The sequence below is a fragment of the Aeromonas sp. FDAARGOS 1404 genome (assembly GCF_019047085.1).
Taxonomy (GTDB): Bacteria; Pseudomonadota; Gammaproteobacteria; order Enterobacterales; family Aeromonadaceae; genus Aeromonas; species Aeromonas veronii.
Genome location: NZ_CP077237.1, coordinates 2,555,733 through 2,567,707, shown reverse-complemented (window position 1 = coordinate 2,567,707; position 11,975 = coordinate 2,555,733). Strand labels below are relative to the sequence as shown.

Genomic DNA, 11,975 nt, shown 5'->3' with positions numbered 1-11,975 from the left:
AATATCATGTCTGACAAGAACCAACTGCAAGTCGAAGCCATCCGTCACGGCTCCGTCATCGATCACATCCCCGCTGGCCAGGGCATCAAGATCCTCAAGCTGTTCCAGCTGGTTGAAACCCAGGAGCGGATCACCGTCGGCTTCAACCTGAAATCCGGTGCGCTGGGCAAGAAGGATCTCATCAAGATTGAGAACACCCGCCTGACCGAACAGCAAGCCAACCAGCTGGCGCTGTTCGCCCCGAAAGCGACCGTCAACATCATCGAAGACTTCAATGTGGTGAAGAAGCACCAGCTGGAGCTGCCGGAGTTCATCGCCGGGGTGTTCCACTGCCCCAACTCCAACTGCATCTCCCACAACGAGCCGGTGGACAGCTACTTCCGGGTGCGCGAAGTGAAAGGCGTGGTACGGATGAAGTGCAAATACTGCGAGAAGTCCTTCACTCAGGACATCGTCAGCGAGCGTTACTGATATCTGATTGGGCCCTGCGGGGCCCATTTTTGAACCCTGTCACATCACCAAATTTCCAGTCAGCTATAATTTGCCATCGCAAGATGGTAATGCCCGCTCATTCCCTGCATATAGATGGATTATCAGTGTTTTTGGCTGATAAGTGACTGCTATGGCAGATATCGCGCGTTTACCTCCGGTCATCATCAAAGGAATTCGCCGTGGTCAAAACCCTCAGTCGTCCCGTTGCCCAAGAGCCCGATCTGGCCCAGCTGGATGCCTGTCGCCAGATCATCGGTCAGCACTGCTACAGCACCCAGGAAGAGATCCGCCGCGAGCTGTCGGAGCGCGGCTTTGCTGACATCAGCCAGTCCACCATCTCCCGCCTGCTGCGCCGCCTCGGCGTCGCCAAGGCCCAGAATGCCAACGGCAAGAAGGTCTACACCCTGGTCGACGAGCAGCTGGAACCCGCCGGCAGTACCCGCTCTATCCACGACATGGTGCGCGAAGTGGTACACAACCAGCAGATGGTGCTGATCCACACCACTCCGGGGGCCGCCACCGTGGTGGCTCGCCTGCTGGATCGCAACGCCAATCCCGAGATCATGGGCGCCGTCGCGGGCAATGACGTGGTGCTGGTCGCGCCGCGCCATATCAGCCGCACCCGTCAGGCCCATGCCGCCGTGGTGCGCACACTGGCGCAGGCCCGCTAAGCTCTCTCCCCAAAATGCACTGAGGCGACCTGCGGGTCGCCTTTTTGTTGCCAGTTATGTTGTACCCATCACTTCTTGCGCCCATAAAAAACGGGAGCCCGCAGGCTCCCGTTTCATCTTGCTTGTTATCCCTCAGGAGAGCACGGCGCCCAGGCTCAGGCAGACCACGATCAGCACGGTCAGGATACCGAGCAGCGGAGCCACCCACTTCAGCCAGCGCACATAAGGCACCTTGGCGATAGCCAGACCGCCCATGACCACGGCGGAGGTCGGGGTCACCAGGTTCACCAGACCGGAGGCTGACTGGTAAGCAGTCACCACCAGATCGCGGCCCACGTTGGCGAAGTCGGCCAGCGGCGCCATGATCGGCATGGTCAGCACAGCCAGACCGGAGGAGGACGGCACCAGGAAGGAGAGCACCACTTCCAGCACGAACATCACGTTGATAAAGACGATGGTGGAAAGGCCGGTCACGATCCCTTCTGCACTGTGCAAAATGGTGTGGGTGATCATGCCGTTATCCATTACCACCACGATACCGCGGGCGATACCGATGATCAGCGCCACCCCCAGCAGGTCGCGAGCACCGTCGATAAAGTTGGAGGTCAGCTCCTCCTCGCTCATGCGGGAGATGAGACCAACGATGATGGCGGCAGCCAGGAACACACCAGAGATCTGCGCCATCCACCAGCCCAGCACGGCCACACCGTAGATCATCACGGCAAAGGCGGCGACGAAGATTCCCAGCACGATTTTACGGGTCAGGGTGAACTCCAGCATCTGGTCGCTCTTGTTGCCGAGGAAGTGGGCACGGTTCTCTTCCCACTTGTCAGCTACTAGGGATTTGCTCGGATCGCTGCGCACCATCTTGGCGTAACGCATGACGTAGGCAACACAGAGCAGCCAACCGGCGACCAGCATGGCAACGCGCAGCCAGATACCGTCGGTGAAGGAGATACCGGCAGCGTTGGCGGCAATAACAGTCGCAAACGGGTTGATGGTAGAACCGAGAGTACCGATACCGGCGCCCAGCAATACGGTTGCCGCCGCCACCACAGGGTCAAAACGGGCGGCCATCATCACCGGCACCAGCAGGGTGTAGAAAGGCAGCGACTCTTCGGCCATCCCGTAGATGGTGCCGCCTGCGGCGAACAGCGCCATCAGGATCGGGATCATCCACTCTTCCCGGCCGCGCAGGCGGTCGGTCACACGTTCAATACCGGCATCAATGGCACCTGTCTTGGTCACAATGCCAAGAAAACCACCGATGATCAGGATAAAGAGAGAGACGTCGATGGCGCCTGCCTCATAGGTGTCGTGGTTGTAGAGGCCATCGATAGGTGCCAGCAGCACGTCGACGATCCCCTGGGGATTCCCCTCCACCAGTTTGTAGGTACCTGCCACCGGCACTTCTTTGCCGAGGGCTTCGTTCATGGTCATCTCATATTTGCCGGCCGGCACTATCCAGCTCAGGGCGGCCACCAGGGCGATCAGCACAAACAGTATCGTGTAGGCTGACGGGAACTTGAATTTGGTCATGGTCCAGCTTCCTTCTGTGGGTGTGGTATCCATGCAGGCTGCGGGTTGTAGGGTTAGAGGTATTATGCCGCTGTCACATGGTCGAAAAGCCGGGGGTCGCCCCCCGGCACCACTACTGCGACCTTAGTCGCCCAGCGTAGCAACCATCACTGCCTTGATGGTGTGCATCCGGTTTTCGGCCTCGTCGAACACGATGCTGTGCTCGGATTCGAACACGTCCTCGGTCACTTCCAGGCCTTTCATGCCATATTTGTCAGCCACTTCCTTGCCCATGGTGGTCTCGTCGTTGTGGAACGCCGGCAGGCAGTGCATGAACTTCACATCCGGGTTCTTGGTGGCGTTGATGACATCCATGTTGACCTGATACGGGGTCATCAGTTTGACGCGCTGATCCCAGGCTTCTTTCGCTTCACCCATGGATACCCAGACGTCGGTGTAGAGGAAGTCAGCACCCAGCACACCCTCTTTCACATCTTCGGTCAGGGTGATGCGTGCGCCGGTCTCTTCGGCGATCAGGCGACACTTGGCAACCAGCTCCTCTTCCGGCCAGAAGGCTTTCGGTGCGACCAGACGGATGTCCATGCCCATTTTGGCGGCGCCGACCATCAGGGAGTTACCCATGTTGTTGCGGGCATCACCCAGGTAGGCGAACTTGATTTGATCCAGACGTTTGCCCTTGCCGTGCTCCAGCATGGTCATGAAGTCGGCCAGGATCTGGGTCGGGTGGAATTCGTTGGTCAGGCCGTTCCAGACCGGGACACCGGCGTAGGCACCCAGCTCTTCCACGATCTCCTGACCGTAGCCGCGGTATTCGATACCGTCATACATGCGACCCAGTACACGGGCGGTGTCCTTCATGGACTCCTTGTGACCGATTTGGGAACCGCTTGGGCCAAGGTAGGAGACTTGCGCGCCCTGGTCGAAGGCCGCCACTTCAAACGCACAACGGGTACGGGTGGAGGTCTTCTCGAAAATCAGGGCGATGTTCTTGCCGACCAGATGCTTGCGCTCGTAGCCACCGTATTTGGCTTTCTTCAGGTCGATGGCCAGATCGATCATGTATTGGATTTCGCGCGGGGTGAAGTCCAGCAGTTTCAGGAAGTTACGGTTACGCAGATTAAAAGCCATGATGAGTTCTCTCTATATATGTTTCAGACCAGTTCGGGCAGTAGTGTTGACTACGCATTCTCAGTACAGATATCGGTAATTACGCATGTACGGTGCGGGTGGCGACGATATTGGTGCCGGCTTCACCCTTGAGGATGGCAAGACCATCTTCCAGAGAGCCGATGCCAACCATGCCGCCGGTCGCCTTGACAAATTCACAGGAGGCTTCGACTTTCGGTCCCATGGAACCTGCATCGAACTTGACCCCGGCCAGCTCGTCCGGGCTGGTGACTCGCAGCGGACGCTGGGTCGGTTTGCCCCAATCCAGATAGACGGCATCGGCATCGGTCAGGATCAGCAGGGCGTCAGCCTTGATCTGCTTGGCCAGATAGGCGGCAGACATGTCCTTGTCGATGACGGCTTCGATACCGGTCAGGCTCTGGCCATCCCAGGTCACAGGGATACCGCCACCACCGGTACAGATGATGAGGTGGCCCTGGGCAATCAGGGTTTCGATGGCGTCGCCTTCGACGATGCGCTGGGGCAGCGGGGATGGCACTACGCGGCGGAAGAACTTGCCGTCAGCCTTGACCACCCAGTGCTTCTCTTCTGCCAGGGTGCGGGCTTCAGCCTCTTCGTAGACGGGGCCGATAAATTTGGTCGGGTTGGCGAATGCCGGATCCTTGGGATCGACCTGCACCTGAGTCAGCAGCGCGGTGACGTTGCGGCTCGGCATCAGGTTTTTCAGTTCCTGGATCAGCATGTAGCCGATCATGCCCTGGGACTCGGCACCCAGCACATCCAGCGGATAGGGGGATACCTTGGTGTAGGCGCTATTCTGCAGGGCCAGCAGGCCGACTTGCGGGCCGTTGCCATGCACCAGCACCACGTTGTACTCCTGAGCGATCAGGGCGATGGTCTTGGCGGCAGTTGCAATATTCTTGCGCTGGATATCCGCTTCCAGTGGCTCACCACGACGGAGCAGTGCATTGCCACCCAGAGCGACGACGACAGTTGGTTTTTTCATAGTGGTTAATCTCGAGTTTGGTTCTGTGTGGCGCCAGCGTCTGCCGGCGCCACGCCGTCTCATCAGATGCTGTCGCGTTCCATCGGGCAGCTCATGCAGCGGGCGCCGCCGCGGCCACGGCCCAGTTCATCACCCGGGATGGAGAGAACTGTGATGCCGGCCTTGTCATACTTCTCGTTGGTGTAGGTATTGCGCTCGTAACCCACCACCACGCCGGGGCGCACGGTCAGCACGTTGTTGGCGTCGTTCCACTGCTCGCGTTCGGCTTCGAAGCTGTCACCGCCAGTGGTGATGACCTTCAGCTGATCCACGCCCAGTGCTTTCTCGATAGCGGTGACGAAGTAACCCTCTTCCTTGATGTTCATGCCGGTGGCGCCGCCCGGAGTCAGGCTCCAGCACTGCACATCCTTGCGGATCACTTCCGGATAGACGGAGAAGGTGTCGATATCCATGTGGGTCATCACGGTATCCAGGTGCATGCAGCTGCGGTGCTTCGGCAGCTCCATGGCGATGACCTGCTTGGCCTGACCATGTTTGAACAGGCTGCGAGCCAGGTGCTCGACACCTTGCGGGGTGGTGCGCTCGGACATGCCGATCAGCACAGCGCCGCGGCCGATAACCAGTACGTCGCCACCCTCGATGGTGGAGTTGTCGTAGTCACGCTCCTCGTCACCGAAGTACTTGATGAAGTCCTGACCGGCAAACATCGGGTGCCAGCGGTAGATGGCCTTCACATGGTTGGTCTCGCGGCGACGAGCCGGCTTGGCCATCGGGTTGATGGAGACGCCACCGTAAACCCAGCAGGAGGTGTCACGGGTAAAGAGGTGGTTGGGCAGCGGCTCGATGATGAAATCGGTCGGAGCGTGCATGCCCACTACCATGTTGACGCCGCTGTAGGGCATCTCGGAGTAAGTCAGGCCGCCGGAGAGAATGCGGGCCAGTTCGCGGTGCGGCATGTCAGCCAGGAAGCAGCGCACGTCGTTGGCAAAAGAAGAGCCGAGGCGATAGTCGGAGACCTGATGTTGCAGCAGCCAGGTTTTGGCTTCCGGCACATCCAGAGTCTCGGCCAGCAGATTGGTCAGCAGGAAAACTTCGACATTCTGATCGCGCAGTACCTGAGCGAATTTGTCGTGCTCCTGACCGGCGCGTTCAACAGACAGGACGTCATCGAACAGCAGATCCTGGCAGTTGGAAGGAGTCAGACGCTTCAGACTGAGGTTGGGGCGGTGCAACATGACACGGCGCAATTGGCCAACTTCAGAACCTACATAAAATTTGCTCATGATTATATTCCGTCTAGCAGTGGTCCCTGCGAGTGATTGAATAGATTCCTTCTATTCATGCTCGTGGCTAAGGCGGGATATTCTTTATGTAGGGTAATCGGCTTATGTTCTATCCTGCCCTTGCCTTTCGAGACCGAGGTTAGCCCTGCGAATCACGACAAACTTAGACATTGATCACATTCACCCAGAACTGAATATATTCACCATCCAATCTATGAGCCCGGTAGCAAATTGCGCATTTTCCACACAAAGTGCACCGAATAACCATGCAAAACCACCCTGCTATATTTCAGATTGATTCATTTTTTATTCATGCCAACTCACTGGAGCGATTAAATTCAAATAACAAAAACTGTTAAAAATCATAACTATAGATAACTTTACAAATAGAATTTGAATATTACTCCATATGTATTGAATACATCGCCGTGACGGGAGGAACGCGGGAGAAATAAATACTCACATCGATCACATTCACTGCATAAATTTTTTCTTGTTCCAGATCATGGCATTGATGCCAACCCCATCAGGCCAGGCCTCATCAGTCACCACCTCTTTGTTCGGTTCAACTTAATATGCACAAAGTCCGCATCGAGGTGGGCAGCCATCCTCGTCGGTCACCACAACGCCTTTTGATACTTTTTTCATTAATTGAATTTATTCGTCTCACCTTGCACTGGCGCCAACCTCGGCTTAACTCAGAAAGTGATCCAGATCACACAGGAATGGCACTACCAAGGAGTTGTTATGAAGATGAAACCCATGCTGTTGCTCGCGACTTTGCTGCTCTCTGCGCTCCCCACCCTCAGTCAGGCTGAAGGAGCCCCTGCCATGCCCATGGTGGTATGCCATGTCGACAAGGCCCCCCAGATGCTGGTGCCTGACTATGTCTGCCGCTGGCAGGGAGGCAGCGTTCATTACTAGTCGAAACAACGAGAGGAGCATCACTCCTCTCGCCTTGTGATGAGACTGGCCCCTCCTATACTGAAATCAGCGGTTTTCTCATGGATAGGGGAACGTCATGATCTTGTTGGTCGGTGGAGAGAAGGGGGGGAGTGGCAAGAGCTGCCTGGCACAAAATCTGGCGGTCTACCTCAGATCCCAATTTCAGGGGGAGGTGTTACTGGTCGACTGCGACCCGCAGCGCACCACCTCTGACTGGATTCAGGAGCGCAATGACAACCCGGAGCTGCCACAAATCAACTGCGTACAGCTCTATGGCAATATTCGCAACGACCTGCTCAGCCTGAAAAACCGCTACGACTACGTCATCGTCGATTGCGGCGGGCAAGACAACCGGGCGCTGCGCTCCACCATGGCTGTCGCCACCCACGCCCTTATCCCCTTGCGCCCAAAACGCCGCGACCTCAAGACCCTGCCCCACATGGAAGATCTCATCACCACCTGCAAGATGGTTAATCCGACGCTCAATGCAGCCGTAGTGCTGACCCAGTGCCCCGCCCTGCCCAATCAGGTAAAACGCATTCTCGAAGCGAAAGAGGTTTGCTCCTCGTTCGGTGTCGACGTCCTGAACGCCATCACCTATGGTCGCAACGTCTATGACGACAGCGAAGAGAAGGGGCTGTCGGTGATGGAGATCGAGCCGGATGGCAAATCCGCCGAAGAGATCCGGGCCATCGCCAAAGAGTTCCTGCAAGTGGGGGTGTGAGATGGGTCTGGCCGATCTGAAGAAAAAGCACCAGCTGCATCACCAGAAGAAGTTCACCGTCGACGAATTTATCGAAGATGCAGAGTTCTACGCCAAGGGCAAACCCAAGGTGGTCAGCCTTGAACTGGGCCTGCATCGTGACGAAGCCTTGTCGGCGCTGGCCTTTATCGAGAGCGGCGAGCACCTGAAGCCCAGCTACAAAAAAGCCACCTTCTCCATGAGCACGGTGGCCATCGACGAGCTGGGTAATCTGACCCAGCAAGACGGCATGAACAAGTCCCTGTTGCTGCGCCTTTTTACCCACTACTTCTCTTCGCTCACCCCGGAAGAGCGCCAGACCATCTATGAGCGGCTCAACCAGCGCTCATAATTTCTCCATTCAACCGCTCTTTGTGTGCCTCACCAACTCACCCCTAATGACCATCATCAGACTGCAAAATCTGTTTCTTAAGCAACCAAAACGCGCTGTAAGAGATCTGCCATTCCGCATGTAAGCCAACGGCCTAAAAGATCCCCGAGATAATCGGAAGATAAGATCTTAAAACATGAAGATGAGTAACTTAACTAGCTGTTTATAAATGAATAAATTGAAACTCATCACTTTCGAAATAGCTAATGACAAAAACGTTTTCCAATCTGGCGTTGTAGCCTGTTAGAAAATCCTTATAGTTACTCATGCACGGACGCAATGAAGTCGGTCAGGAAGACTGGCTGCCAGGGTTGGGCAAATGGACATCACCACAGGATGTGGTAAAGGACACCTCCCAGGACGGAGAAAGTGCGACGGGACAGGATGACTCGTCAGGCCAAGATGGCTAAAGGACACCCCAAAGGATTGGGAAGGGGAAACCTAAAGGAAGAGGTAAACAGTCAGGGATTGCAGGGAGCAACTTCGTTCAAGGATCTGAGCGATACGACTACCGGGGGCGACGCAAGTCGCCCCCATCTTTTTATCTGCGTTTCACCGTCCCCTTGCTTGGCTCTCAATTGCTTGCCTCAGCGCAGAGACTTCTTGCCAGAACCTTCCCAACCCGCTGCTTAAGCAAAAAAACATATGAAAGGGGCGCCACGATGGCGCCCTTTTCTGTTTTCTAATCGGCAAACAAGCTTATATCACGCGAGAGAACTGTTGCTGGCGCGCCTTGTTGCGCAAGTACACGTCGAAACACATGCAGATATTGCGGATCAGCAGCTGCCCGGTGGAGGAGACCTCCAGACCATCCTCCGTCATACGCACCAATCCATCGTTGATGAAGGTCTGCAGCAGCTTGAGATCGTCGGCAAAATACTCTCTGAAATTGAGCCCGTGCGCCTGTTCGACAGCGGCAAAGTTCAGACGGAAATCACAGATGAGCCGCTTGATCACCTCACGGCGGATCAGGTCATCCTGATTGAGCGAGCAGCCTTTCCACTGGGCATGACCCAGCTCTGCAACCTGTACGTAATAGGTCTTGAGCTCTTTCTGGTTCTGGGAGTAGGCATCACCGATCATGCTGATGGAGGAGACCCCCAGCCCCAGCAGATCGCAATCACCTTGAGTGGTATAGCCCTGGAAGTTGCGGTGCAGCTTGCCCTCGCGCTGCGCCACTGCCAGTTCGTCATCTGGTTTGGCAAAATGGTCCATGCCGATGAACTGGTAACCCTGACCGGTGAGGAAGGCGATGGTGTCCTGCAGCATGGCCAGCTTCTCCTGCGGCGCAGGCATATCCACCTCTTTCAACTTGCGCTGGGCGGCAAAGCGACTCGGCAGATGGGCATAGTTGAAGATGGAGAGGCGCGCCGGATCCGTCTTGAGCACCTCTTCCAGCGTATGGTGGAAGCTGGCACGATCCTGATGCGGCAGGCCATAGATAAGGTCGAGGTTGGTCGAGCGGAAGCCAAGTTCACGGGCCCGTTCCAGCATCGCTTTAATAAAGTCGTTGTCCTGCTCGCGGTTGACCGCAACCTGCACATCCTTGTTGAAGTCCTGCACCCCAAGGCTGATGCGGTTGAAGCCGACGTCTCGCAGCACATCCAGCATGGTAATGGCAATCTCGCGCGGATCGACCTCGATGCTGAACTCCCCCTCTTCGGCGAAATGGAAGTGCTCACGCAGCATGGCCATCAGACGGCGCGTTTGCGCTTCATCCAGATAGGTGGGTGTACCGCCCCCCCAGTGCAGCTGGGTAACCAGACGATGCTTGAAGAGCGGGGCTTGCGCCTTGATCTCCTGCTCCAGGTAGTCGAGGTACTCGTCAGCCTTGTGCTGATGGCGGGTAATGACCTTGTTGCAGCCGCAGTAGTAGCAGAGCTTGTGACAGAAAGGGATATGCACGTAGAGCGACAGATTGCGCTCGGGATACTGGCCGGCAGCGCGGACAAAATCCGGATAGCCGAAGCTCTCGTTGAACTCCAGCGCAGTGGGATAAGAGGTGTATCGCGGGCCACTGTAGTTATATTTTTCGATCAGGGCCTGATCCCACACAATCTGTTCTGCTTGCACGCTCGCTTCCTCTCTTGTTGTTATTGTTGGCTCACCGACCTAACTGAAAATCCTTCAGCTGGGCCACATCCTTGAGGATCTGAGCCTCCAGCTCGGCCTCGTAGCCGCTTCGTTCGAGATCCATCTTCATCACTTCATTGCGCTTGAGGGCACGTCTGGCCTCATGAGTCGGCATATCTTTCACCTTCTCATACAGCCCGTACAGACCCGGGAACTCGGCAACGAATGCTCGCCCCCCCTTGATCTGCAACGCATCCAGCAGATTGGTCAGCCGAATGGCGCCTTCGGAGTAATCGCACTGCCCCTCCTGCACCGCATGAGCAATGACCCGCACGCTCTCCAGAATTCGTTCATTGCGAGCAGTTATAGCCTGCCACTGCATCGCTTGCTGTCGCCTCAGTCTGGCTAGCAGCATGCCTGCATAGATGGCCAATCCTGACAAAATCAGGCCGCCCAACAGGGCGGCCAGCATCCATCCACTCATCACTTTTTCTTCGGCTCAGGCTTGGGTTCCGGCTTGAAATCAACCTGGTTGAAACGGTCCCACAACTCCTCTTCGGAGGCTGGTTTCTGCTCGTCGAACTCGGCGTCATCGCCATCATCAAACGGCAGCTCGTCATCTTCATCATCGTTGTCGATGATGCCCAGCTCATCCATCAGCTCCTGATAACGGTCGACACGCTGATCAACCCAGGCCTGCTCGGCCGCTTCCAGGGTTTCACCGGCATCAAGACGATCCAGCAGATCATTCAAGCGGTCATCGTTTTCGATGGAAGCCAGCTCCTGCTCGGGCGTCATCACCAGCTTCTTCTCTTTCACCGCCTTGGGTGCTGCCGGCTTCTTCTGTTTGTCATCCACCACCAGTACTACCGGCTTGCGGGAACCGATACGCGGATCTTTGGACTGGCTGTTGCCAGACTTGTTCTTCGGCTGTTCAACTTGCTGACGAGAACCAGCCTTCAGGCCCTTTCGCTTGGCAGCCCGTTTACGCTCACGGCCTTCCTGAGCACTGACATCAGATTCTTTGCGCTTGCCAGTAGGCTTGCGAGTGGGTTGTTTGGCAGACATGAATGGCTAACTCCGAAAATAACTGGTTTGACCCGTACCTGGGATGCTCTCACCCGGTGGGATACGATGCGAGGAACAGTAAGGCTGGAACAAGAGCAGGATCCCGCACCAATCAGGCCCAATCAGGCCACTGAACACCGCAGGATCGGTATCCTCTGGGCATGTTGCTGGTATTTTGACACAGAATGGCTAATCGGGTTAATGACCCAAAAGAAAAAAGGCAGCCGAAGCTGCCTTGATATGTTCATGCGTGCGCCATCCTGAATGGCAAAACAATCTGTTTCGCCCTCTCCGTGACAACTTGTCGCCGCATCATATCGTTGTGTGGTCATCCTGACCTTATATTGGTCGTTCCTGAATGTGCGTGTGCCTGTTTGACCCGTCTCGACCGCATCCTGCCATCGTGCCGGGGAGTCTGCATCCCGCAACCCCATCCCGCTCCGGAGATGGTCACCATCCTGATCCTTCAATCCTTTGCCAGCTCATCCGAGCCCATGGCATCCCGCCACGCCAGCCATCCTCTGCTCACAACCCCCTGTCGTGAAACCGCCACCCAATCCGTGGGTGAATCCATTAAGCCTACTGTACCAACTCTATAAAGCGGCTCAATCCACTCAAAACATTCTCAACATGTCGA

The 11,975-nt window shown here is 56.2% G+C and carries 12 protein-coding genes; 5 read left to right on the top strand and 7 right to left on the bottom strand.

All coding sequences use genetic code 11. The features are described 5' to 3' along the window. Positions 1-6 precede the first annotated feature (6 nt). Together pyrI and I6L34_RS11920 are read left to right on the top strand one after the other, a co-directional pair. Positions 7-471: an aspartate carbamoyltransferase regulatory subunit gene (gene pyrI, locus I6L34_RS11925; RefSeq protein WP_005339730.1), complete on the top strand. Its 465-nt coding sequence runs from the start codon at positions 7-9 to the stop codon at positions 469-471. 200 nt (positions 472-671) lie between these two features. Next, the gene (locus I6L34_RS11920; protein WP_005339728.1) at positions 672-1,163 is read left to right on the top strand and encodes an arginine repressor; all 492 of its coding nucleotides are present in this window, start codon (positions 672-674) and stop codon (positions 1,161-1,163) included. Between the two features lie 132 nt (positions 1,164-1,295). On the opposite strand, the gene I6L34_RS11915 is transcribed toward I6L34_RS11920, so the two are convergent. The 4 genes from I6L34_RS11915 to arcA all read right to left on the bottom strand — a co-directional run bounded on the left by I6L34_RS11915 (position 1,296) and on the right by arcA (position 6,119). Then, positions 1,296-2,702: a YfcC family protein gene (locus I6L34_RS11915; RefSeq protein ID WP_005339725.1), complete on the bottom strand. Its 1,407-nt coding sequence runs from the start codon at positions 2,700-2,702 to the stop codon at positions 1,296-1,298. A 123-nt stretch (positions 2,703-2,825) separates the two neighbouring features. After that, complete coding sequence (gene argF / locus I6L34_RS11910; protein ID WP_005339721.1) at positions 2,826-3,830, bottom strand: ornithine carbamoyltransferase; 1,005 nt, start codon at positions 3,828-3,830, stop codon at positions 2,826-2,828. 79 nt (positions 3,831-3,909) lie between these two features. Further along, positions 3,910-4,836, bottom strand: coding sequence for a carbamate kinase (arcC, locus tag I6L34_RS11905; RefSeq protein WP_005339719.1), 927 nt, complete (start codon positions 4,834-4,836; stop codon positions 3,910-3,912). Positions 4,837-4,898: 62 nt separating this feature from the next. Next, on the bottom strand, positions 4,899-6,119 hold the full coding sequence (gene arcA, locus I6L34_RS11900) for an arginine deiminase (protein WP_216954745.1): 1,221 nt from the start codon (positions 6,117-6,119) through the stop codon (positions 4,899-4,901). 747 nt (positions 6,120-6,866) lie between these two features. Here arcA and I6L34_RS11895 point away from each other — a divergent pair. The 3 genes from I6L34_RS11895 (at position 6,867) to I6L34_RS11885 (ending at position 8,158) form a co-directional block, all read left to right on the top strand. After that, positions 6,867-7,043: a hypothetical protein gene (locus I6L34_RS11895; protein ID WP_005339717.1), complete on the top strand. Its 177-nt coding sequence runs from the start codon at positions 6,867-6,869 to the stop codon at positions 7,041-7,043. A 97-nt stretch (positions 7,044-7,140) separates the two neighbouring features. Continuing rightward, positions 7,141-7,788 carry an AAA family ATPase gene (locus I6L34_RS11890; RefSeq protein WP_005339716.1) on the top strand — a complete coding sequence of 216 codons (648 nt, stop codon included), beginning with the start codon at positions 7,141-7,143 and terminating at the stop codon, positions 7,786-7,788. Between the two features lies 1 nt (position 7,789). Further along, on the top strand, positions 7,790-8,158 hold the full coding sequence (locus I6L34_RS11885) for a hypothetical protein (protein WP_005339715.1): 369 nt from the start codon (positions 7,790-7,792) through the stop codon (positions 8,156-8,158). 738 nt (positions 8,159-8,896) lie between these two features. Here the strand turns inward: I6L34_RS11885 and hemN are convergent. The 3 genes from hemN to yihI are packed head-to-tail and all read right to left on the bottom strand — an operon-like array spanning position 8,897 to position 11,338. After that, complete coding sequence (gene hemN / locus I6L34_RS11880) at positions 8,897-10,270, bottom strand: oxygen-independent coproporphyrinogen III oxidase (RefSeq protein WP_216954744.1); 1,374 nt, start codon at positions 10,268-10,270, stop codon at positions 8,897-8,899. 31 nt (positions 10,271-10,301) lie between these two features. Beyond that, positions 10,302-10,742 carry a DUF2489 domain-containing protein gene (locus tag I6L34_RS11875; protein ID WP_005339712.1) on the bottom strand — a complete coding sequence of 147 codons (441 nt, stop codon included), beginning with the start codon at positions 10,740-10,742 and terminating at the stop codon, positions 10,302-10,304. A gap of 11 nt (positions 10,743-10,753) precedes the next feature. Next, the gene (gene yihI, locus I6L34_RS11870) at positions 10,754-11,338 is read right to left on the bottom strand and encodes a Der GTPase-activating protein YihI (RefSeq protein ID WP_216954743.1); all 585 of its coding nucleotides are present in this window, start codon (positions 11,336-11,338) and stop codon (positions 10,754-10,756) included. Between the last annotated feature and the right edge of the window lie 637 nt (positions 11,339-11,975).

Bases quoted from the DNA above. Each gene is read 5' to 3' on its own strand.
- pyrI (WP_005339730.1), top strand. From the start codon at position 7: ATGTCTGACAAGAACCAACTGCAAGTCGAAGCCATCCGTCACGGCTCC.
- I6L34_RS11915 (WP_005339725.1), bottom strand. From the start codon at position 2,702: ATGACCAAATTCAAGTTCCCGTCAGCCTACACGATACTGTTTGTGCTG.
- argF (WP_005339721.1), bottom strand. From the start codon at position 3,830: ATGGCTTTTAATCTGCGTAACCGTAACTTCCTGAAACTGCTGGACTTC.
- arcC (WP_005339719.1), bottom strand. From the start codon at position 4,836: ATGAAAAAACCAACTGTCGTCGTCGCTCTGGGTGGCAATGCACTGCTC.
- arcA (WP_216954745.1), bottom strand. From the start codon at position 6,119: ATGAGCAAATTTTATGTAGGTTCTGAAGTTGGCCAATTGCGCCGTGTC.
- I6L34_RS11895 (WP_005339717.1), top strand. From the start codon at position 6,867: ATGAAGATGAAACCCATGCTGTTGCTCGCGACTTTGCTGCTCTCTGCG.
- I6L34_RS11890 (WP_005339716.1), top strand. From the start codon at position 7,141: ATGATCTTGTTGGTCGGTGGAGAGAAGGGGGGGAGTGGCAAGAGCTGC.
- I6L34_RS11885 (WP_005339715.1), top strand. From the start codon at position 7,790: ATGGGTCTGGCCGATCTGAAGAAAAAGCACCAGCTGCATCACCAGAAG.
- I6L34_RS11875 (WP_005339712.1), bottom strand. From the start codon at position 10,742: ATGCTGGCCGCCCTGTTGGGCGGCCTGATTTTGTCAGGATTGGCCATC.
- yihI (WP_216954743.1), bottom strand. From the start codon at position 11,338: ATGTCTGCCAAACAACCCACTCGCAAGCCTACTGGCAAGCGCAAAGAA.